23 protein-coding genes are annotated in these 20,599 nt (G+C 42.5%); 8 read left to right on the top strand and 15 right to left on the bottom strand.

Annotation, left to right across the window (positions count from 1 at the left end; genetic code table 11):
- Positions 1 to 233: 233 nt before the first annotated feature.
- The 8 genes from PCORN_RS18470 to hemE all read right to left on the bottom strand — a co-directional run bounded on the left by PCORN_RS18470 (position 234) and on the right by hemE (position 7,968).
- Positions 234 to 623, bottom strand: coding sequence for a DUF3324 domain-containing protein (locus PCORN_RS18470; protein ID WP_338151772.1), 390 nt, complete (start codon positions 621 to 623; stop codon positions 234 to 236).
- Between the two features lie 32 nt (positions 624 to 655).
- On the bottom strand, positions 656 to 1,252 hold the full coding sequence (locus PCORN_RS18465) for a DUF916 domain-containing protein (RefSeq protein WP_077913861.1): 597 nt from the start codon (positions 1,250 to 1,252) through the stop codon (positions 656 to 658).
- 109 nt (positions 1,253 to 1,361) lie between these two features.
- Positions 1,362 to 2,108, bottom strand: a complete 747-nt coding sequence (locus PCORN_RS10015; RefSeq protein ID WP_036079973.1) for a WxL domain-containing protein — start codon at positions 2,106 to 2,108, stop codon at positions 1,362 to 1,364.
- A 52-nt stretch (positions 2,109 to 2,160) separates the two neighbouring features.
- Positions 2,161 to 4,314, bottom strand: a complete 2,154-nt coding sequence (locus PCORN_RS10010; protein ID WP_036079958.1) for a WxL domain-containing protein — start codon at positions 4,312 to 4,314, stop codon at positions 2,161 to 2,163.
- A 224-nt stretch (positions 4,315 to 4,538) separates the two neighbouring features.
- Positions 4,539 to 5,201: a protoporphyrinogen oxidase gene (gene hemG / locus PCORN_RS20845; RefSeq protein ID WP_051999383.1), complete on the bottom strand. Its 663-nt coding sequence runs from the start codon at positions 5,199 to 5,201 to the stop codon at positions 4,539 to 4,541.
- A complete protein-coding gene (hemG, locus tag PCORN_RS20840) occupies positions 5,194 to 5,955 on the bottom strand; it encodes a protoporphyrinogen oxidase (protein ID WP_051999382.1) in 762 nt (253 codons plus the stop codon). The genes hemG (PCORN_RS20845) and hemG (PCORN_RS20840) overlap by 8 nt, the downstream gene beginning before the upstream one ends.
- Before the next feature lie 33 nt (positions 5,956 to 5,988).
- Positions 5,989 to 6,894, bottom strand: a complete 906-nt coding sequence (gene hemH, locus PCORN_RS10000) for a ferrochelatase (RefSeq protein WP_277620190.1) — start codon at positions 6,892 to 6,894, stop codon at positions 5,989 to 5,991.
- Positions 6,895 to 6,909: 15 nt separating this feature from the next.
- A complete protein-coding gene (gene hemE, locus PCORN_RS09995; protein ID WP_036079952.1) occupies positions 6,910 to 7,968 on the bottom strand; it encodes a uroporphyrinogen decarboxylase in 1,059 nt (352 codons plus the stop codon).
- Positions 7,969 to 8,182: 214 nt separating this feature from the next.
- Here hemE and PCORN_RS20310 point away from each other — a divergent pair, with 214 nt between their 5' ends.
- Together PCORN_RS20310 and PCORN_RS21085 are read left to right on the top strand one after the other, a co-directional pair.
- Entirely contained in the window at positions 8,183 to 8,458 is a 276-nt protein-coding gene (locus tag PCORN_RS20310; protein WP_241433151.1) for a hypothetical protein, read from the top strand.
- A 2-nt stretch (positions 8,459 to 8,460) separates the two neighbouring features.
- Positions 8,461 to 8,685, top strand: a complete 225-nt coding sequence (locus tag PCORN_RS21085; protein ID WP_338151771.1) for an antibiotic biosynthesis monooxygenase family protein — start codon at positions 8,461 to 8,463, stop codon at positions 8,683 to 8,685.
- Positions 8,686 to 9,278: 593 nt separating this feature from the next.
- Here PCORN_RS21085 and PCORN_RS09985 read toward each other — a convergent pair.
- Positions 9,279 to 10,496: an ABC transporter permease gene (locus PCORN_RS09985; protein WP_036079949.1), complete on the bottom strand. Its 1,218-nt coding sequence runs from the start codon at positions 10,494 to 10,496 to the stop codon at positions 9,279 to 9,281.
- Positions 10,486 to 11,235 carry an ABC transporter ATP-binding protein gene (locus PCORN_RS09980; RefSeq protein ID WP_036079947.1) on the bottom strand — a complete coding sequence of 250 codons (750 nt, stop codon included), beginning with the start codon at positions 11,233 to 11,235 and terminating at the stop codon, positions 10,486 to 10,488. The genes PCORN_RS09985 and PCORN_RS09980 overlap by 11 nt, the downstream gene beginning before the upstream one ends.
- A 165-nt stretch (positions 11,236 to 11,400) precedes the next feature.
- Between PCORN_RS09980 and PCORN_RS09975 the strand changes: the two genes are divergently transcribed.
- The 5 genes from PCORN_RS09975 to PCORN_RS09955 all read left to right on the top strand — a co-directional run bounded on the left by PCORN_RS09975 (position 11,401) and on the right by PCORN_RS09955 (position 14,193).
- Positions 11,401 to 11,820 (top strand): HIT family protein, encoded by a 420-nt coding sequence (locus tag PCORN_RS09975; RefSeq protein ID WP_036079944.1) that lies wholly within the window; start codon positions 11,401 to 11,403, stop codon positions 11,818 to 11,820.
- Between the two features lie 13 nt (positions 11,821 to 11,833).
- Positions 11,834 to 12,208, top strand: coding sequence for a YtxH domain-containing protein (locus PCORN_RS09970; protein WP_036079941.1), 375 nt, complete (start codon positions 11,834 to 11,836; stop codon positions 12,206 to 12,208).
- Between the two features lie 378 nt (positions 12,209 to 12,586).
- Entirely contained in the window at positions 12,587 to 12,952 is a 366-nt protein-coding gene (locus tag PCORN_RS09965) for a DUF3267 domain-containing protein (protein ID WP_241433150.1), read from the top strand.
- Positions 12,953 to 12,963: 11 nt separating this feature from the next.
- Positions 12,964 to 13,152, top strand: a complete 189-nt coding sequence (locus PCORN_RS09960; RefSeq protein ID WP_036079938.1) for a hypothetical protein — start codon at positions 12,964 to 12,966, stop codon at positions 13,150 to 13,152.
- A 147-nt stretch (positions 13,153 to 13,299) separates the two neighbouring features.
- On the top strand, positions 13,300 to 14,193 hold the full coding sequence (locus PCORN_RS09955; protein WP_036079935.1) for a peptidylprolyl isomerase: 894 nt from the start codon (positions 13,300 to 13,302) through the stop codon (positions 14,191 to 14,193).
- 46 nt (positions 14,194 to 14,239) lie between these two features.
- Here the strand turns inward: PCORN_RS09955 and PCORN_RS09950 are convergent, their stop codons facing one another.
- From PCORN_RS09950 to PCORN_RS09930, 5 genes are all read right to left on the bottom strand, one after another.
- Entirely contained in the window at positions 14,240 to 14,620 is a 381-nt protein-coding gene (locus tag PCORN_RS09950) for a VOC family protein (protein ID WP_036079932.1), read from the bottom strand.
- A 302-nt stretch (positions 14,621 to 14,922) separates the two neighbouring features.
- Positions 14,923 to 15,864 (bottom strand): 3'-5' exoribonuclease YhaM, encoded by a 942-nt coding sequence (gene yhaM / locus PCORN_RS09945; RefSeq protein ID WP_036079970.1) that lies wholly within the window; start codon positions 15,862 to 15,864, stop codon positions 14,923 to 14,925.
- Positions 15,865 to 15,915: 51 nt separating this feature from the next.
- Positions 15,916 to 16,755 (bottom strand): ATP-binding protein, encoded by an 840-nt coding sequence (locus PCORN_RS09940; protein WP_036079929.1) that lies wholly within the window; start codon positions 16,753 to 16,755, stop codon positions 15,916 to 15,918.
- A complete protein-coding gene (locus PCORN_RS09935; RefSeq protein WP_036079926.1) occupies positions 16,715 to 18,724 on the bottom strand; it encodes an AAA family ATPase in 2,010 nt (669 codons plus the stop codon). The genes PCORN_RS09940 and PCORN_RS09935 overlap by 41 nt, the downstream gene beginning before the upstream one ends.
- On the bottom strand, positions 18,721 to 19,959 hold the full coding sequence (locus PCORN_RS09930; protein ID WP_036079923.1) for a metallophosphoesterase family protein: 1,239 nt from the start codon (positions 19,957 to 19,959) through the stop codon (positions 18,721 to 18,723). The genes PCORN_RS09935 and PCORN_RS09930 overlap by 4 nt, the downstream gene beginning before the upstream one ends.
- Before the next feature lie 162 nt (positions 19,960 to 20,121).
- Here PCORN_RS09930 and PCORN_RS17355 point away from each other — a divergent pair, with 162 nt between their 5' ends.
- Positions 20,122 to 20,556: an NUDIX domain-containing protein gene (locus tag PCORN_RS17355; protein WP_051999381.1), complete on the top strand. Its 435-nt coding sequence runs from the start codon at positions 20,122 to 20,124 to the stop codon at positions 20,554 to 20,556.
- The last annotated feature ends 43 nt before the right edge of the window (positions 20,557 to 20,599 follow it).

The raw sequence follows: 20,599 nt of genomic DNA, 5'->3' as shown, positions 1-20,599 counted from the left end.
TTAGCAGTAGCACATTGTTTCGCGCATAAGAGTCACTGGGGGGATTACATGCTCGCTTTGCTCTCATGCATATTGTGACTCATCATAGTTTCCTGCTTCTTATTAGCTTTAGCAGTAGCACATTGTTTCGCGCATAAGAGTCACTGGGGGATTACATGCTCGCTTTGCTCTCATGCATATTGTGACTCTAAATCGGCAGGGGATGCCTCATAAGAGTCACAACAACATTGTCATCAGTCTCCTTTTTGATTCCGCCTTCTCCCTGTATAATAAGCAACAACACCCACCAACAATGCACAAACAATCCCTATTCCTACGTACAGCCAAACCGGCGTCGATTCTTGCTCCAGGTTTATCGCCGTACTATTCAATTTATCTGCCTCTTTCGAATTAATCGTAAAATTCCTTCGTAAATGCCATGTCTGCCCTTTACTCTTCGCATCAATAACCATCTTGTATTTCCCTGGTTTGAACTTTTGATTATCCCATTTTATAGCGTAATCAAAATTAGAATTAGGTGCCATTCTCAAATTATTGGTTTGTTGTTTTTTTATCGGATTCGTATCGCCTTGTTTATATACACTAGCCGTTACATCCAAATCGTTTAATAGAGCGGCTTTCAGGTTCTGTAAATTAGCAAAAATAGTGTTTTGAGCTATAAGCTGTCCTTTTTTTTATTTTTTTGTAGGTTGAGATCAGGTAAAACTTCTGTATCGGACTCTCGCAATACAACCCCGATGGTATACGAATAGCGATTGGTTATTTGGATATTATCTTTACTTCCCGTCGCTTTATCCGCTTTCTTTTCCATGAAATAAAGCCCGCCTAGAATAATCCCGTCATATTTTTCTTGTGGCATCTGAATGTCAACCGATATATTTTTGGTGCTTTTGCTCGGAACAGTAACAATATTCTCTGTTTTAGCGATACTTTTAAATGGTGTTTTTAGCGAGGAATCTAATTTAGGTGCAGTTTCAGAGTACTGGATGATACCATTTTTGTTAGTCATCGCCGTGTTCACATATACTTGTACTTGGATATCTTCCTCTTTATCATTGGTTATCGCAACTTGAATCGCCTGTTTTTGATTGGGCTTCATCATTAAATCGAAATAAGTATGTAACGGATCTATTTGATTATCAGGTAATATTGCTTGAACCGAAAATCCTAACTCTGAAGCTTCGGTCCTTACAGGTATCAGCGAAATCATGATTAACAGTAAAATCGTGATTATTATCTTATTAGGTCTCATTTAGGTTCCTTCTTTCTCTATACTGGCATCAAAATATAAATCTAACGACACATGTTGGTATCTTCTTCATTTGAATACAAACACGCATCGCTGGATTTATTGGGTATTATCAGTTAGGCGTGTCCTCTAAGTTCCAAGTGAGTGATGTTTTGTATTGTACATTGGCAACTTTGGCGGTGTCAATTGGCACTTTCAAGCTGACACCCGTCTCCGATGCTGCACCTTCGCCAAATGCAATGCTCCATGTACCCATTCCTTTTTTATCGGCTGCTGTTGCGATATCAGAAGAAGCTCCCCCTACTGGATCAAGCGTTGCCACCGAGGTTGTTGGTGCATAGCTAGTATCTGTGAGTGATTTAGGAGTACCCGCAACAAGGCTTAGTTCTGCGTTATCTAGTTCTTTCGCAGTGCCATCTTGTGTCGTAAATTGCCCATTTTGCATCACCGTTAGCTTCCAACCAGCGTTTGTACCACGTTTATCTGTTACCTGTACAAAGTTAGGAACGTCAATCACATTCCCTGTACTCGTCACTTTCACCTTATCTAATTTTGCGTAATATGTGGTGGTTGCCGGTGTGATTACATTACTCCCAAAATGAAAATTGGAGACGTAATTGATGCTCAGTGGCCCAGCGGTTCCTGGTTCATGTGGATCGAGCGGATTTGTCGGATCCACAGGCCCAACTGGCGTGTTCGGATTAGTTGGATCGAGCGGTGAGGTTGTCGTCGTATCTTGAATAAATGTTGTATCTGTGATGGAATCCATACTACCTGCTGTTGCTGCGGATACAGACACACTTCCCCCTACAAAAGTACTCACTACTCCTAAAATTGCCCACCATTTTTTCGACTTCATTTGTTTTCCCACTTTCTCCTTTTATTTAATCAATTAGGATAACCTAATATAATTACATTGGTGTATCTGCAAGTGTCCATATTAACTTTCCCGTATATTGCTTATTTTTCACTAGATTGGGACTGGGTGCTAATTTTAATCGGATACCTTCTGTAGGTTGCCATATTACTTCATACAGCTGGTCATCCTGCTGGCTTTGGTTAACAATAAGTTGATTACTTGCATTCAAAATAGAATCGACATTATTTTGACTATATACTAGGCTCTGCTCTAATTTTTGATTGTCACTGTTCGTTAGCGGTACATCTTCTCGAACGTAGAGTTGCCATGGTGTTTTTTTAACCCTGCCATCACGAATTTTGATTGTTCCTGTGGCATTCGTGCGGTTATATATTTGCGGCTTACTTGGAATCGGAATATTAGTAAATGTAATAGAGCTAGGCACTTCCAACAGCTTTAACGTGCCATCTGTAATTGGAATGACTATACTATTACTTATTTCTGGAATCGCCGTAGCATTCCCGGTTTGCCCATTTGCAAAAATAGTGCTAGTGAGGTTTGGCGGATAAGCTGTAGAGGCAACTGTAGCGGTGTATTGTAGCTGTATTTGATCACCCTGGACTGTGAGTGGATTATTGCTAACTGTGCCTAGGATCGACTGCATAGACGGGCTCGTAGGATCACTAATCATTGTCGGCGCTGTGAGTTGTGTCGTTACGCCATTGCTTATTTTTGTGAGTGTGATATTGCTTATATTGATGAGGCCGGATGGTATGTGTATTTTTACATTTTGATTCATCCATATTGCGTTTGCGTTTTGTAATGTTGTAGTGGCAATATATCTGATGTTTTGGTTGGATGCTACACTCGGTGCGCCTTCCCAAACATCGCTTCCATTTTTGCGCTCTATTTTTTGAAATATTGCTAAGCTAGGTGAGTTATATCTTGCCGTGGTTGTCGTTGAGGCACTTGATACGAGCAATTCTCCAGTTCGAGTGCTATAGCCTTGCATGATAATGCTTACTTGATCGCCTGAGCGTAAAGCTGGAATTCCTGCTAATGATATCCTCCCATCAACCTGTGGTATGACGTCATAATTTGTTTGATTTATCGTTATATGAGCTTTATAAATGCCTGGATTCGTTTGGTTGGACACTCCTGTAACTTGTGTATCACCAACTTTAGCTGGATTTAATGTGGCGTCCTGGATCGGCCATTTTGCGGTAATTAGTGCGCTTGATTTTGTTTCGTAAATATCTGTATTTGTTTTAGATTTAGCTCGTAAAATTGCCGTTGCCGTATCTCCATATTCATAAGGAACAGCGAGTGTTGTTGTAAAAATCCCCGAAGCATTAACTGGTAAATTCGTTTGTTTTGTAGTCGCGCCTGCTCGTGTTTTGTATGTTATGTCAGCAGTGTATGTATAATTGCCGTCCAGCGTTTGACTCGCATTTCCACTGATTACTGTTCCAAGATGCGACAGTGTGTCGGCTAAAACAGGCGGGTAAATCGCCAAAACTGGGTAATTCCCAATGCCAAATGATGCCGTCGTGATTGTTGCAGTTCTGGCATTTCCAGTGATTAAATTAATGCCTTCTGACGCTGAAACGAGCGTCCCTTTTGCGGTGTAATTTGTGCCGTTGTAAGGGTTAGGAACAGAGATTGCATTTCGGTAAAGTACGCCTGCATCTAAGTTCATATCTACTTTCCATGTATTTGTAAGGCTTAATAATGTGGTGCTCTTGGGAAAAGTAAACACGACGGAATGCGTCCCTTCATCGTAGGATTTTACGACACCGCTATTCGTTGCTTGCATATCAAATGTCAGGTTACTCAGCAGATTTTGTGGATACATTATTGTACCTGTTAAACTATTCAAAAATGCGGTTTGTTTGCTAATATTACCTGCTAACTGATCACCAATTTCACTTGGTAACTGCACGATTACAAGAGGAACATCATTCAGAGTGAGCGAAACTAAGGGCGTGTATTGGTAAGTTAAATGCATGATGCCCTGTCCACTAGAACCAGTTGCATAAGAACCCGTTAAAGTGCTTGTTCCTAGCGCTATTGTTGCAGCTGGTGACGGAGCTGCAACATTTTCTTTACGTTCACCAGAAACAGAATGTCCTGTGACTATTCCCACAATAATCAGACTAATCATGCCTAAATAAAAAAACATACGCCACGTTTTCTTTTTGTTCATTTCGTCACTCCCAGCTTTGATTTGCAGTTATAATTACAGACCTAAAAATTTACGTTTTATGTATATCATTGCTTATGATTGTAACTATTTATGTAATACCCTCAAAAAAATATAAAAAACATCAGAAAAGTTTTTTGTCTGTTATGAACTATTTCAAACAAAAAAAAGCCTGTTCATAATGCCGATGATGACATTAATAAACAAACTTTACTTCTAGCTATTCTTTAATTTTGAGTGGTGATTCCCTTCAAATAATTTAAGACTGTGCTCATCCCGTCTTTCCCCTGCCGCACACATTCCGACAACTCGACGCCGTCAAACGATGCACCACCAGCAAAGACGCCCGGATAGGCTTTCCTAAATTCTTCAAAAATCGCTTCTTTCCGTTGCACATGTCCCACCGTATATTGCGGGATACTATTCCGCCACCGCGTGACCATCGTGTACTCCGGCGCCTGATTAATCGTCATAATCCGATTCAAATCATTCAGAACCGTCTCCTCAATCGCCTTATCTGCTAAGTCAACGATTGATTCTTCTTTCCTACGACCAACAAACGCACGCAGCAAAATTTTGTCATCAGGAACCGTATGCGGCCATTTCCGGTGAATCCAAGAACACGCCGTCATCGAAAAATCCTCATTTCGCGACACAACAAAACCGCTTCCCTTAATATCCTTCTCAATCGCATCTTTTGGAAAAATCATCCCGACCGTCGCCACACTCGCAACTGGAATCTCACCGATTTCCTCAAAAATCGCGTCATCTCGGAACATCGGAATAATCTCATGGTACGGTAACGCGATAAAAATACTATCTGCATGAAGCTTCTCCTGATTTGAAACTGTCAACTCATAGCCGCGCGCCTGTTTCGAAATGTTATGCACGCGTTTGCCTTTTTTTTATAATTTTAGCAGAAAGCTCTTTTTCCAGCGCCTCCACAATCGTCGTTAAACCTTGTCGTAGCGTCAAAAACGTCGATTCCGTACTCTGTTTCGCCGTCGTTTCATTATAAATTGCGCGAATCCCTCTAATCAGACTGCCATGCTCCCGCTCCAATTTTAAAAATTGCTCACCGGTCGCCTCCGCACTCATCTCATCCAGATCTCCCGCATAAATTCCTGACATCAGCGGTTCTAAAACATTGTCGACCATTTCATCACCAACACGCGCACGCAAAAATGCCCCCAACGACATATCCGCACCATCCACTTGCTGCTTTCCCAAAAACAAATCACCCATCACGCGCAGTTTCCCACTCGCAGATAGCAATCCTGTCTTGAAAAACGGACGGTATCGCGCTGGAATCCCCATAATCGAACCACGAGGAATCGCATGAAGTCCCTGTTTTGCGAGCACATAATTATCCCCCGTCGCGTTCTCCACCAACTGGTCTTCAAGTCCAAGATCCCGTACTAACTCCTGCATTTCCGGTTTTCGCCGTAAAAATGAATCCGGCCCCCGCTCAATCACGTAGCCATCACGCCGCACAGTTTCAATCTTTCCCCCGACTTTTGTCCCAGCCTCCAGCAATACCAATTCATAGTCTAAACCTTGTTTTTCAAGCTCCCTTTTCAAGTAAAATGTACTGGATAATCCTGTAATACCTCCACCAATCACAACTATCTTTTTCTTAACCACAGGAAACACGCACCTTTTTAGTTAGATTTCTCTCTATTTACTCCAATTTTTCCAAACAACCGTTGCCAGCACATCTAGAAATTCTTTATCATCATTTGGCATCGGTGGGCGGTGATATGTCGCTCCAATTTCGTCCGTCACAACTTTACACTCGTAATCATTATCGTACAGCACTTCCAAATGCTCCGCCACAAAACCAACCGGCGTATAAATGAAATGCTTATAGCCATGCTCCTCAAACAAAGCACGCGTCAAATCCTGCACATCAGGGCCAAGCCAAGGCGTTCCAGTCTTGCCCTCACTCTGCCAACCCAACGCATAATGTGGCACATCCACTTGATCAAAAATAAGTTTCGCCGTCTCCGCCAACTGGTCAGGATACGGATCGCCATGCTCTTTAATCTTCTCTGGTAAACTATGCGCCGAAACAACAAGCACCGTCTGATCTAGCTCCTCTTTTGGAATCGCCACATCATTAATGCGTTTCGCCCACATCTCGATAAATGTCGGTTCATCATACCAACTATCAATCGTCTTAATCGTTGGCCCACCAATCTCTTCCGTCTTCTTCAGCGCACGACCATTATATTCCTTCACGCTAAAACTCGAATAATGCGGCGCCAAAATAATCGAAATCGCCTCTTCCACACCATCATTTTTCATTTCCTGCACCGCATCTTCAATAAACGGCTCGATATGCTTCAATCCAATATACGTTTTAAATGCAATATCCGATTGCATACCATTCAGCGTCTCCGCCAATCCGTAGCCTTGCGCCTGCGTAATTTTAGCGAGCGGTGAAAGCCCACCAATCGCATGATAACGCGAACGAAGATCATCAATCAAATCCTGACTCGGCGTACGACCATGCCTAATATCCGTATAATAACGCTCAATATCCTCATCTTTATACGGCGTTCCATAAGCCATTACCAACAATCCAACTTTTTTTACTCACGCTTCTCCACCCCTTAGTAAAATTGCACTTCTATCGTGTACAAAAGCCGTTAATTCCTTCAACATCGCAGGCGACACCTCCGGAAAAACGCCGTGTCCTAAATTAAAAATAAAGCCCGGTTCCTGCGTCCCTTCTGCTAAAATAAGTTCCGCTTGCGTCAAACACTTCTCACGCGCCAAAAGTAGCGATGGATCCAGATTCCCCTGTAACGCCATGCCACCAGCCCGCTTTCTCGCATCCGCAATCGACATCCGCCAATCCACACCAACAACGTCAACGCCAAGGTCTTGCCATTCCGCTAACAAATGCGTCGCGCCAACCGCTTGCATAATCACAGGCGTCATTGGACTCGCTTTCTTCACGGTCGCCACGATTTGCATGATTGCCGGTTTAATATATGTACGGTAGTCCGCCGCACTAAGCGCTCCAACCCACGAATCGAAAATCTGCACAGCACTCGCGCCAGCTTTCATTTGCGCTAACAAATAATCCGCCGTCATGACTGCTAATTTTTGCATCAGCATATGCCATTCCGCCTCGTGTGTATACATAAACGCTTTCGTTTGGTGATAACTTTTCGATGGGCCACCTTCGATCATGTAACTCGCAAGCGTAAATGGTGCACCAGCAAAGCCAATCAACGGTACGCTGAGTTGCTCCTCCGTCAACAAACGAATCGTGTCCAGCACATACGGCACATGCTCGTCCGCCTGAAACAACGCCAACCGCTCAATATCCTTGCCCGTTCGAATCGGATTCGCGATCACTGGCCCAATCCCACTCTTAATCTCCACGTCCACACCCATTCCAGGAAGTGGCGTCATAATATCTTTATAAAGAATTGCCGCATCGACACCATACTGCTCCACAGGAAGACGCGTCACATAAGCACATAGCTCCGGCTGATGCGTAATTTCAAATAATGAATACTTTTCCTTTAGTTTGCGATATTCTGGCTGTGAGCGCCCTGCTTGCCGCATATACCAAACCGGGATCCTGTCCACAGCTTCTTTTCTAGCGGCACGTAAAAATAAGTCATTCTCTAACTTCTTCATAACAAAACCCCTTCATTGTTCATTAAAGCACATAAATTCCGAGCGCACTTTATACTCATTACAATCTACAGCATACCAAAAAAAATGACTCAAAAACCAGATAAGTAGCTCCATAACGTTTTATTTTTGCAGAAAGAGGAATATAGTTGTACTATCTAGGTATGGAATAATTTATCCCTATTTTGCATAACACTTTAGAAAGAAGGCCATTATTATGAAATATGCGTATATCACAAGTGGAACGGAACATTATCTTCGTCAAATTCTTTCGGATAACCCAACCCGCGACATCACATTACTACAAAATTTCGGCGACTCCATTTTGCTCGAAGAAACAGCTGAACCAACCGTTTTCAAAGAAGGAACAGCTTACCGCATCAACAAAGCTTTGGCGACATTAGAGGCCACGGCACCGTCACATTCGAATACTTATATCTACGTTCTGAAGAAATTCCTATTTTCCAGAAATTATACCAATCCATCTCGATAACATTGCACGAGGCACGCGGTTTACAATGCATGCAATTACTACAATCTAGAACTGAAAACAAGTATTTAATCATCACCTTCTGGAATAGTGGCGACGACTACCAACACTGGAAAACCGGCGCATCACACAACAAAATCATGGATCTCATTCGCAGCAACAGCTCACAAAGCGGTTTCTCGCACGTAGATGTTTTCCACTTCCCAGAATACTTCCATGATGAGAAATAAAAAGCGGTTACAATAAACAATACTTCAGAAAACAACGATAAGAAATCTAAACTTGATTTCTTATCGTTGTTTTCTCTATTACTCTACTTTCTATGTAAAGTCACCACCAGTTTAGCTTTGTCCCTAACCATCATAACATATTCAAAATAGAGATGATTTACTTTTGGAATGTACATTAAATTTATTTACTCATTTCTATGATATACTAGAACGTTCAAGCTTGTTTGTGATGTAGTCGGCAGCCTTCTTTTTATGAAAGCAGGTGATGCCTATGTTATTTATGGTTTCTCCTAGAAAGGATTAAGCATGACTGTCTTTGAATCATTAACGATCATGATCGCCTTCGCGGGATTAGTCGTTATGATCATGAACAGTAAAGATGACAAAAAGTAAGACCACTCATAAGCTCTCGCACAGCTGAGTGGTCATTGATCTAAGGCTGTCACACCATCTTATACGGTGTTTGCACTAGGAAGCCATGTTAGTGCATGGCTTCCTTTTCATTTCTATTATAACAAAGTGTTTCTATTCCAGCAATGTTTCTATTCTAATCCGAATAAAAACAGTGTACCTACATATAATTTTCAGGAAATTCATGCATATATCTTCTTAACCCGATACGGCACATACACAAACGTAAACACCGCAACAAACGCCAAGTTTATCCCCAAAATAATCACGCCGCCAATCGATCCGTTCTGCGCAATCCCCACAATCCCAAACAACAACGCCTGAGCCACGAGTAAAATCCGCAAAAAGTGAATGAACGAACGCCGTCTGAAATGGTCGTCAATCGGATACAGTTTTAACATGACCTGCCCATCGAAATGGCGCAACATCGGGATGAACTGGAATCCTGTCAAATAAATAAACAACAGCGAAAAGATAATATTGAGATAAAATCCTTGTACAAAAACGAGTAACAAGAACGCAATCACCGTTAAGCGCACATACAAGCCCATAAATTCGTTCGTCCGCACAAACGTACGGCTCCACAAATACGCAAAACTCTTCTCTTTCGCATACGGAATCAGGCGATATAAGAAATCCAAATACGCACGACGACGCACGGTTCCTTTTAAATGAGGGACATCTGTAAATAGGTTGGCTAGACGATAGAACCGATTCATCCGCGCTTCCTCTTTATCAATCAAATACTCCCACTTAATCGTCAGCCCCACCGTTTTGCGCTTCATCCACACATAACTCGCGAGCAACACAACTAACGCGACTGGAATCGACCAAGTCAAGTTGAACGCCAGCACCAAATAAATCAGCGCCGCACTCACGATAACCCGCGTAAACAACCACGTCGTATCGGTATTTTCCAGCTTCATCGTCTCCCACTGGAAATACACATTCCACAGTTTAATCAAAAGCATCACAAGCAATAACGGGAAAAATCGGGAAAAACTAAATCCAGTCACCGCAGCGTACATCGGCATACACGCAGCTAAAACTAAAATAAAGATATAAATCTGCATCCAGAAACTTGCCATATTCGCCTTTTTGAAATACTGATCCATCCCTTTTTCCTGTACGATCAAATAAACCGCATCCGGCCGTTTAAGCAACGTATTAATCGTCGTCACCGCAATCGCCGCCGTCAGTAAAATCACCATCAAAGGAATAGCCGGAAAAACAGGCGTCAGCGTCTTCACCCAGCCAGAATATGAGTAAACAAACGCTCCGACACCGATAATCAGCACGAACAACAGGTGGTCATTCAACATATAGCGCATATATCGGCTGACTTCTTCCATATAACTACCAAAACGCTTCTTAAATAAATCTACCGCATCAAACTTCATCGGCCTGCTCTTCTTCCCTTGTTAATTGTACGTAAATCTCATCCAATGAGGCTCCTGGCATTTCAAAATCCGTCTGCAAATCAGCGAGTGTCCCCTGCGCACGAATAACTCCATCATGCAAAATAATAAAACTATCGCAATATTTCTCCGCCGTCGCCAAAATATGCGTTGACATCAAAATACTAGCGCCCGTATCCTTCATCTCCTCAATCCACTGTAACAGTGACTGAATACCAAGCGGGTCAAGCCCAACAAACGGCTCATCGATAATATACAAATTCGGCTCAATCAAAAACGCCGACATAATCATCACCTTCTGCTTCATCCCTTTTGAAAAATGCGCCGGAAACCAATTCAGCTTCTTCTCCAAACGAAATTCTTTAAGCAGTGGCGCCATTCGCGTCTTCATTTCCTCTTCCGTCAAACCATACGCCATCGCCGTCAGCTCCAAATGCTCTTTCAGCGTTAACTCTTCATATAGTACTGGCGTTTCTGGAATATACGCGAACTGTTTGCGATACTCCTCCGTATTTTCCGTCAACGTGTGCCCATTAATCGTGATTGTACCTTTCTTCTGCTGCATCAAACCTGTAATATGTTTAATCGTTGTACTTTTACCAGCACCGTTCAAACCAATCAGCCCGACGATTTGGCGCTCCTCAATTGCAAAGGAAATATCTTTTAAAACCGGGCGTTTCGTATAGCCACCAGTTAAATTATGAACCTCCACTAAAGCCATGTTATCACTCCTATTATCCATCTTATTGTCCCTATAATAGCACAGTTGATACCGTTTTCGCTATAAATTAACTATTTTGACCTTGTTTCAGACATGCGTTTTGTGCGTTTTTATGGTACATTAGATACATAGAGAGTGAATTTATTCGGAGGTGTCTAATTCAATATGGATGATTGTATTTTCTGCAAAATAGTAAACGGCGAGATTCCTTCTGCTAAAGTTTACGAAGATGACCAAGTATACGCTTTTCTTGATTTAGGACAAGTAACAGAAGGACACACACTGGTCATTCCAAAACAACACGCGCGTAATATTTTTGATTTGCCGGAAGAAACGGCCGCAGAAATTTTCAGGCGTGTTCCGAAGATTGCGGCAGGCCTCAAAAAAGCCTTGCCATTAAAAGGACTCAACATTTTGAATAACAATGAAGAAATCGCGTCACAGAGCGTTTTTCATTTTCATATCCACCTTATTCCCCGCTATACAAATAAAGACGATTTCGGTTTGAAATGGGCGGATAATGCCAACTGGTATACAAAAGAAGCCTTCCAAGAACTAGCCAACAAAATTGCCAAAGAAGTCTAAAGGAGTGTTAACTATGAATGCAAAATCAATCTTACTCGGCGTACTTATTGGTGGTATAACAAGCGCCGCAACAGCTATTATTTTAGCACCTAAGTCAGGTCGCGAACTGCGCCACGATATCGCCTCTAAATCAGGCGAAGCAAGCGTTATTTTGAAAGAATTAGCCTATAATGCGACAGATTTATTCCAATCCGTTCAAGTTCTAGGTACAGAAGGCACGACTTTACTCAAGGATTTATCTACAGATATCAAAGAATCCGTTGCCAATTGGAACGAGGAAATGGAACCCGAAAAAGCCCGCCTTAAAGACGAGATTAAAGATATGCAAAAAACGATCTCAGATTTAGAAAAAAACACTAAAAAAAAGACAAAAAAAGAAAGCAATTAAATGAAAAGGTGCAAACTGTTCTCTCGCAGGGCATTTGCGCCTTTTTCAATGGTATAAAAAGCTACATTTGTCACAGTTTATACACAGTCCATTATTTATTACTCGAAAAAGGGTTGAAAAAAAGCGCCGCAGGGACTACAATACTAAGGTGATCCAAGGAGATTACTATTTTATTATTGTACTGGAGGATTAGTTATCCATGCGTTGTTTAAAGACAATTAATGTGGAACGAAGAGATGAGTATAATCGCGTCTTTTTTTAAATCCAGCTTAATTTCACTTCTCGTGATGTGCATCTTATTTTTAGTTGAAAATCTGGTTTTTCCTGGCCAATTTGTGATGGGTTTTTGAACTGCCGACGTTTATCGCCTTACTTCTATTGTATCCGATTCATAAAGGGCTTCATTTACTCGCCTTATTACGTTATCGTGATGGCGTGCAGATGCGCTTTAAACGACACTTTTATATCGTGCCGTGTTTACAAGTAAAAGTAAAACGCGTCATTCCGAAATGGCGGTACATTGCATCACTTGCTTTGCCATTTGTCGTTATCTCGGCGCTGCTAATCGTTGCTATGTTCGCGACACCTGTACTCCACTCGCCACTCTTTCTTATTTTGATTGCGATTCATGCAGGTATGTGCTATCCAGATTTCATTCATATTAGAAACATTATCGGAACACCAAAACATACTTTTGTGGAAGATGCTGATCGTGGCTTTTCGGTGCTTGTTTCAGAAGAGTAAGGAGGGATACAGTGTTACTTTACGTCTTGTACACCGTTTTTGGAGTCCTCGCTTTATTAGCTTTTAATTTGTTAGTCGAGCGATACGCCACAAAACAAGATTTCAACCCAAAACAATGCCAATTATTTTATCGAATTGTGAATATTGGCGTCCTGTTACTACTGTTTTCAGCGACACTGGAAGGGATTATGTTATCCTAAAAAAAAAACATGTGAGAGAAACAACAGAAAAAATTAGAAATAGATTAGATTTTTGACATTTTGCTTTATTATCACCCATTATGTGGTATGATAAATTATGTAGTTAAGCAGAACTTATTTAAAACTTTGAGGAGCGTGTATTATTTAATGAAGAAGAAATTAGTATTAGGTATGGTATCAATGATGGGTCTATTCAGCTTAGCAGCTTGTGGAAATTCAGCGAACGATGCTGTTGTTGAAACCAAAGCCGGAGACGTTACACAACAAGAACTTTACGATGCAATGAAAGCTAAAGTCGGCGATCAATATGTATCACAATTAGCAATGACGAAGATTTTAGAAGACAAATACAAAGTGACAGATAAAGAAATCGATGCAGCATACAAGACTTTCGAAGACCAATATGGTGACCAACTTGCGAGTATGTTACAACAAAGTGGTTACACAGAGAAATCATTCAAGTCTGACTACCTTAAATTCGATCTTTTAAGCACAAAAGCAGCAGAAGCTTCTGTTGATACAAGCGATAAAGCACTAGAAGCATATTACAAAACGTGGCAACCAAATATCACAGTAGAACACATCTTAGTTGCTGACAAAGCGAAAGCAGATGAACTTCACAAGAAAGTAACATCTGGCGGTAACTTTGAAGAATTAGCAAAAGCTAACTCTACAGATACAGGTTCTGCTACACAAGGCGGTAAATTAGCTCCATTCGGTCCTGGTAAAATGTTACCTCAATTCGAAAAAGCAGCTTACGCATTGAAAAACAAAGGTGACATCAGCCCTGTTATCAAAACAGACGCTGGTTACCACATCATCAAAATGCTTGACCACCCAGCAAAAACTGACTTTGCAAAAGACAAAGCACAAGTGAAGAAAGACTACTTGGCATCGAAAGTAACTGCTGAATCAAAAACTGCAGCACTACAAAAGATTTACAAAAAAGCTGACGTTAAGATTGATGATAAAGATTTGAAAGATGCATTCAAGCAATATGACGGTTCTGCATCAACTGATTCATCGACAACTACTAAGTAATAGTAAAAGACCTGAAATCTGTGATAGATTTCAGGTCTTTTTTTGCTTATTTTTGAAGGATTGCAAAATAGTTATTTTCAGGATCAGCAAAGTTGAAAACGCGGCCCATATTTGGCACATCTACAAGCGCACCGACTGTGATACCTTTTGCTTTAAAGTCTTCGTACATCGCATCCAGATTATCACCATATAGTAAGATAGATGGTGTTCCCAAGTTCATTTCTGGTTGGGCTTTGGCCACGGCTACTTTATCTTGAAGGACGAATGTCGTTGCAGCATCTTTGGTTGGCGCGATTTCAATCCAGCGTTCTGCGTCACTTGCTGCATTTTCGGATTTGATTACGAATCCTACTTTTTCTGTCCAAAATTTAGCAACTGCCTCTTGGTCGTTAACGTAAATCATCACTTGCCCGATTTTATTAATCATGTCTTATTCCTCTTTTCTTTTACTTTTTGATTGCTTGTTTTATGTTGTAGCTCTTATGAAGCATCTTTTGCTGATTTAGAGCCTCAATATGCATGAGAACGCAGTGAGCATGTAATCCTTGCTTTACGTCATACCAGCATCTCCCCCCGATCTAGCTTTGTTGTGGCTCTGCGTCATGACCTCCAGATCCGGCTTCAAGAGCCAGCCTCTCGAAAATTTCGTGGCCTCCGTAAAAGTCAAAGAGGACTTTCACTGCGCCCCCTAACAATTTCTGTCGAAGCTAAACGGGCTCTTTCAGCACTTCATTTAAAGTTCGGATTATAAAACGATCGATTGTCCAATCCAAATACCCGCTCTGAAAATTCTCCAGGCTTCGTATGGCGTAGCGCCTTATCCATCATATTCATCGTCGCATCCATCAAATCAATCTGATGCAAAATCTCCGCTTCTCTCACAAGTGGCGGCTTAGGACTACCCCACTCGCCCTTCCCATGATGACTCAAAAGAACATGCTTCAATATCACAACTTCCTCACCTTCAATTCCAAGCTCATCCGCCATCTTGCTTACTTCTTCTACCACAATCGAAATATGACCAATCAAATTTCCTTCCAGTGTGTATGTAGTAGAAATCGGCCCAGAAAGCTCAATCACTTTCCCAAGATCATGCAAAATCACGCCAGCATACAATAAATCACGGTTCACCGTTGGGTACAAATCCGCAATTGATTTCGCCAATCGCAACATTGATACTACGTGAAAACTAAGTCCCGAAACAAATTCATGATGATGCCGCACAGCCGCCGGATAATCAAAGAAATCATCCTGATACTTCTTCAAAAGCGCACGCGTAATCCGCTGCAAATTCGGATTTTGCATTTCAAAAATATACTTCGTTACCTCTTCACTCATCTCAACCTTATCAATCGGTGCCGTCTCCATAAACTGCCCAATACTCACACCATCAAGTCCTGATGACTGACGAATTTGGCGAATTTTCAACTGTTTTCTACCACGATAATTCTGCACTTCCCCAACGATGTTCACGATATTTTGACTCGCATAATTTTCCTCATCACTGTCCGAGATATCCCACAGTTTCGCCTCCAATTCCCCCGATTTATCCTGTAAAACTAACGATAAAAAAGGCTTACCATTGCTCGCGATTCCCTTCGTACTCGATTTTATTAATAGAAACAAATCAAGCCCTTCACCAATTTCATAATCCAGTAATTTCTTATCCATCTTCAGATCGCCTACTTTCTCCGATTCCATTTTCGCCTCTACTTTACCCCTTTAGTATAGCATGTGTTGCTCTTCCTTGGAAAAATATTTGCTAAGCTGCTTATGACATGTAAAAAATATCACCTGATTCTCCCGCCGTATCTCCTGTAATAATACCATGATTTCTTCCAAACGTTCCTCATCAAAATTCACAAAACTATCATCAATAATAATCGGCAATCGTAATTCCGCGTGTAGCATCTGAATCACCGCAAACCGAATCGCCAAATACAACTGCTCCTTCGTCGCCTGACTCAACTCCTCCGGGAAAAAGCGCATCCCATCATACCGTTCCACCTGCAACCTATTCTCCGAGAATCGAACTAACTTATAATTTCCCACCGAAAGCACATCAAAGAAATGCGTCGCACGCGTCAAGACTTTCGGCAACTTCTCCTCCTGCAACTTACGCATAATCTGACCAACCATTTCCTTCGCCAACTTCACGCGCATCCATTCCTTCGCCAACTCCTGAAAAGACTCCTGCTCCGAATAAAAATGCTGCATCCGATCCGAAAAACTTTGTCCATCCTCAAGTGTCTCCCGTGCCAATTCCTTCTCCGCAATCACCTTGCGATAACGATCTAAATCAGTATCCAGCACCCGTAACCGGTCCTTACGCTCCAACACCTGCGCACTAATCTCACTTTCCTGCTGAATCCCCGCAAAGCTCTCCAAATGCGAATCCGTAATCTGCGCCCGAAGTAACACAGCCCGTTCCTGCCATTTCCACTGTTGCTCCACCTGCAATCCCTTCTGACGAAAAAATTCCTCATTCTTCACATTCGCCGCTTTCAACAATTCCGATTTATCAAGCGCTATCGAATTTTTTTTCCCGCTCCAAAATAGCAATCTGATTCCGCAATTGTTCCTCTTTCTCCTGTGACTTCGCAATCTCCGCGACAAACGATTTCCGAGCCTTCCGCTTCGTTTTCAAAAGCATCACTTGCTCAACCACAGGCAACGATTCCAGATCCAATTGCTGCACCAATTCCTCCAGATTCGCCTCCCATTCCGCCACTTTCCCGCGAAGCATCTGCACATCTTTTGCGGTCTTCCTCTTGTTTTCAATCCCCTGCTTAATCTCACGCCACACAAAAAAAATACTCTCCAAACGCTTCCCAGAAAAATCACTAGGTAAGAAAAACAGCTCTCGATACGCCTGCCATTTAGCATCCAAATCCGTATCCACAACTTGCAGTTCCCTCAATCGTCGCTCATTCTGCTCTATCTCTAGCGCCAAGTGATCCATCCCATCGTAGCATTTCTTAAGCGCCGCTCTCGCCTGCTTCTGCTCCATAAAAGCACCATACTCTGCCGGTTCATAAGAAGTTTTCCCTCCCTGTTTCCGAGCGAATCCAATCCAAGCAAATACCATCCCAACAAGAAATAAAGCCGCAATACCATATAAAATAACCCACTGCAAAACACCAGCTAAAATCAAGCTCACCAAAAACAACAAAGCAAAACCAATCACCGGAACAGGATACACCGTTCGCTTCCTCGTTTCAGGCCGCTCCAACTGCTGTTGTACCTGTTGAAATTTCGCCGAAGACCACAAATTCCGCTCCAAATCCTCACATTGTTTCTGAGTCTGCTCCAACTCGTGTTTCTTCCACGCCTGCTGCTGCTCCAATTCCACAACTTGAACTCGATTCTGCTCAGACTCCTGCTGCAATCGAGCCAAATCCTGCTCCACCGAAACATCTAGCCGCATCGTTAAAATATCCTCGTCCTCCGGAATCACTTTCACCGCATCCAGCGAAGCAAACTGTTGCGACTCCTTCTGATCCAAATAACGAATATCCAGCTCTAACTCACCTGCACGCCTCTGCCATTCCTGAAAAAGCGGCCATATCTCAAGCAAGCCATCCACTTTCTCCGCATCCGAATCACTCCACAAATCACTCGCCCGCTGCTGCTCCACAAGTTGCACCAATCGTTCCTGCCACTGAATGAGTTGCGCGTTCAACTCCTTCTCCCGCGCCTCCAGATGCTCCAATCGCACAACTCCATTCGCTGGAAAATCCAAATCACCCAACTGCTCCATCTGCTTCCGCAAAAACTGCCATTCCTCATAAACCGGCCAAACCTTTAGTAGCGCTTCCTCTTGCTCCATCTCCATCCGCAGTCCTTGCCGTTCTGTATACGCCCGCGAAACACCAGCCTGCGCCCCTTCCAATTCCTCCACAATACGCAAATACTGCTGATTATTCCGCTTCCCGTCCTGATACGTCGCAAACGCCTGCTTCACCTTCAACAACTGCTGATTCAACTTCGGATTTTTCCCACTCGGCTTAAACAGTTCATCCAAACGTTTCTGCAATCGCTCCTCCGCCCGAATCAACACATCCGAACCAATCGTCCCCGTTGCCAATAAATACCTCTCGAAATCCACTTCCTTCAAGTTCTGCACATTTTGCAACCCATGAATATCAAACGAGAAAATAGACTGATAACGCGTCCGGTCCATTCCCCCAAGCATCTGCTCTAAATAAGCCTCTGTTCCAGTCGAACCATCCTCAAAATAAACCGTAACATCTCCAGTCGCTTTTCCGCGCAATCGCTCTACCATCACCCGACCAAATATCGTATCCTCCAACACCAGTTTCCCGCCATATGCCCCTTTACTCTTTGGTTCCATCCGCGGCAAACTCTGCTGTTTCGTCGGAAAACCAAATAAAATACTATGAATAAAAGCCATAATCGTCGACTTTCCAGCCTCATTCGCCCCGAAAAACAATTGAAAATCCTGCAATCCTTCTATTTTTTTACCTTCCCATTTACCATATCCGACAATTTCCAACGCACTAATCTTCATTTGATGTCACCCTTTAACTGTTCCAACATATTTTCAAGCAAACTTGCAGACTCCTCCACAAGTCTTTCCCGATCCCCTTCTCCCAAATCCTCCAAAAATCGATTCGTTGCTCCATTCGCAAATAAACTCTCTGTCGCTTGATAAAACGCACTCTCCTGCTTCAAATCCGCTTTCGCTAGCTCCCATTCATTCAAAAGCCCCGATGTAGCCAACCAATCCGTATCCTGCTTCGCCACCTCATAGGTCACCCGCATCACCCAAACGAAATTAGGCTCATCCATCCAAAGCTCCTGCAACATATCCAGCCATTCACCACTGTCCATTCGCTGCTTCACATCACTACTAAGCGCCACTTCCGACTTCACAACCAACGACAATAAAACAGCCTTATCTGGTCTTGTAGCCTCTTTCACCGCTTGCATCAACAACTGAAAAAGCCCCGAAAAATCAATTTCCGCCTGAATCTCGAGCGTTTTCTCCTCCCAAATAATTGGCGCCGTATCAACAAATACCAACCCCGCTCCCGTTTCACGCAATGAAACAAGCGTCACACCTTTCTCACCAGTTTCCTTACGATGTCTCCCCTGAATATTTCCCGGGAAATAAATCATTGGTTCCTCCGCTAAAACCTGTCGTATATGAATATGTCCAAGTGCCCAATAATCCATCTGTTTCATCTCATTCACTCGAAACGGCGCATACACATCCTGCACTGGATTTCCTGTCATTTCCGAACCATGCAACAAACCAATATGAAAATCAGCTTCACCCTCACGCTTATATCTCGTATAAACAGCCTCTCTAATATGACGCTCTCCGTAACTAAATCCATACAAATTCACCTTATATCCCTGCGAACTAATAAAAGCATGACATTCTAATTCCGTATCAAAAACCGTCACATTATCAGGCAATTGCAACCGATCCTGATATTTCGCCACATAATCGTGATTGCCATGAATCATATAAACCGGAATCCCACTCCGTTTCAAGCGCTCCATTTCCCGATAAAACCGAGCTTGTGCCTTAATACTCTGATCTTCCTCATCATATATATCCCCTGCAATAATTACAAAATCAACCATTTCTTCCATCGCCACATCCACAGCCTTCGCAAACGACACAAACGTACTATCCTTTAACTGCCTAAAAACCTCATCCGGCAACTGCTTCAAGCCTAAAAACGGGCTATCCAAATGTAAATCCGCCATATGTACAAATCGTATCTCTTTCATTGTAGCCCTCCTAAATTACGAATATACGTTCTATTATAACCTGAAAACCCTTATCACACAATGAATTCCCTCCCAAAGTTTGATAATTTTTTCCCAAAAGGCTCCCATTTAGAAAGAAAACATGCTATCCTAAACGTAACAACATCACAGGAGGTAAGAACAATGAGCAACTGGCACCGAAGTTTGGGCGTATATGGCGTCGCAGAAGATAACGGCAAACTACTCATGATACAACGCGAAAACGATCCCTATAAGCAGAAATGGGATCTACCTGGGGGCAAACTAAACGACGACGAAACACTGATGGATTGCCTTAAACGAAATATAGCGGAAATTGGCGGAAAGCCCGATATTACTGCCAATCTTGGCGTCTACGATTTCCTTGTTGGCTATCCTTTTCTTGATAAACGAATTTTGCAACACATCACGGCTCTTTTCTATATGAGCGTTGATTTTTCAGCGGAGAAAGCCGTTCCGCTCATCTTCCAATCCGAACCTACGAAAACACGCACTTATCAATGGGTTCCAATGGATTTACTAACAGACAAAAATGCGACTCCAGCTGCCCTAAAAGCCGCTGAAATCCTGCAGAAATAAAAAGAAACGCCGTACCAAAGCCACTCATTCGTAGCTTTTGTAC

It is taken from the genome of Listeria cornellensis FSL F6-0969 (assembly GCF_000525855.1).
Taxonomy (GTDB): Bacteria; Bacillota; Bacilli; order Lactobacillales; family Listeriaceae; genus Listeria_A; species Listeria_A cornellensis.
Note: the sequence above shows the minus strand (reverse complement) of the source record. Positions and strands in the feature narration are given on the sequence as shown.

Coding starts and splice junctions, on each gene's coding strand:
- PCORN_RS18465 (WP_077913861.1), bottom strand. CDS start 1,252: ATGAGACCTAATAAGATAATAATCACGATTTTACTGTTAATCATGATT.
- PCORN_RS17355 (WP_051999381.1), top strand. CDS start 20,122: ATGAGCAACTGGCACCGAAGTTTGGGCGTATATGGCGTCGCAGAAGAT.
- PCORN_RS09955 (WP_036079935.1), top strand. CDS start 13,300: ATGAAGAAGAAATTAGTATTAGGTATGGTATCAATGATGGGTCTATTC.
- PCORN_RS09985 (WP_036079949.1), bottom strand. CDS start 10,496: ATGAAGTTTGATGCGGTAGATTTATTTAAGAAGCGTTTTGGTAGTTAT.
- PCORN_RS10015 (WP_036079973.1), bottom strand. CDS start 2,108: ATGAAGTCGAAAAAATGGTGGGCAATTTTAGGAGTAGTGAGTACTTTT.
- PCORN_RS09975 (WP_036079944.1), top strand. CDS start 11,401: ATGGATGATTGTATTTTCTGCAAAATAGTAAACGGCGAGATTCCTTCT.
- hemE (WP_036079952.1), bottom strand. CDS start 7,968: ATGAAGAAGTTAGAGAATGACTTATTTTTACGTGCCGCTAGAAAAGAA.
- PCORN_RS10010 (WP_036079958.1), bottom strand. CDS start 4,314: ATGAACAAAAAGAAAACGTGGCGTATGTTTTTTTATTTAGGCATGATT.
- PCORN_RS09930 (WP_036079923.1), bottom strand. CDS start 19,959: ATGAAAGAGATACGATTTGTACATATGGCGGATTTACATTTGGATAGC.
- PCORN_RS09980 (WP_036079947.1), bottom strand. CDS start 11,235: ATGGCTTTAGTGGAGGTTCATAATTTAACTGGTGGCTATACGAAACGC.
- PCORN_RS20310 (WP_241433151.1), top strand. CDS start 8,183: ATGAAATATGCGTATATCACAAGTGGAACGGAACATTATCTTCGTCAA.
- PCORN_RS09950 (WP_036079932.1), bottom strand. CDS start 14,620: ATGATTAATAAAATCGGGCAAGTGATGATTTACGTTAACGACCAAGAG.
- yhaM (WP_036079970.1), bottom strand. CDS start 15,864: ATGGATAAGAAATTACTGGATTATGAAATTGGTGAAGGGCTTGATTTG.
- PCORN_RS09935 (WP_036079926.1), bottom strand. CDS start 18,724: ATGAAGATTAGTGCGTTGGAAATTGTCGGATATGGTAAATGGGAAGGT.
- PCORN_RS09970 (WP_036079941.1), top strand. CDS start 11,834: ATGAATGCAAAATCAATCTTACTCGGCGTACTTATTGGTGGTATAACA.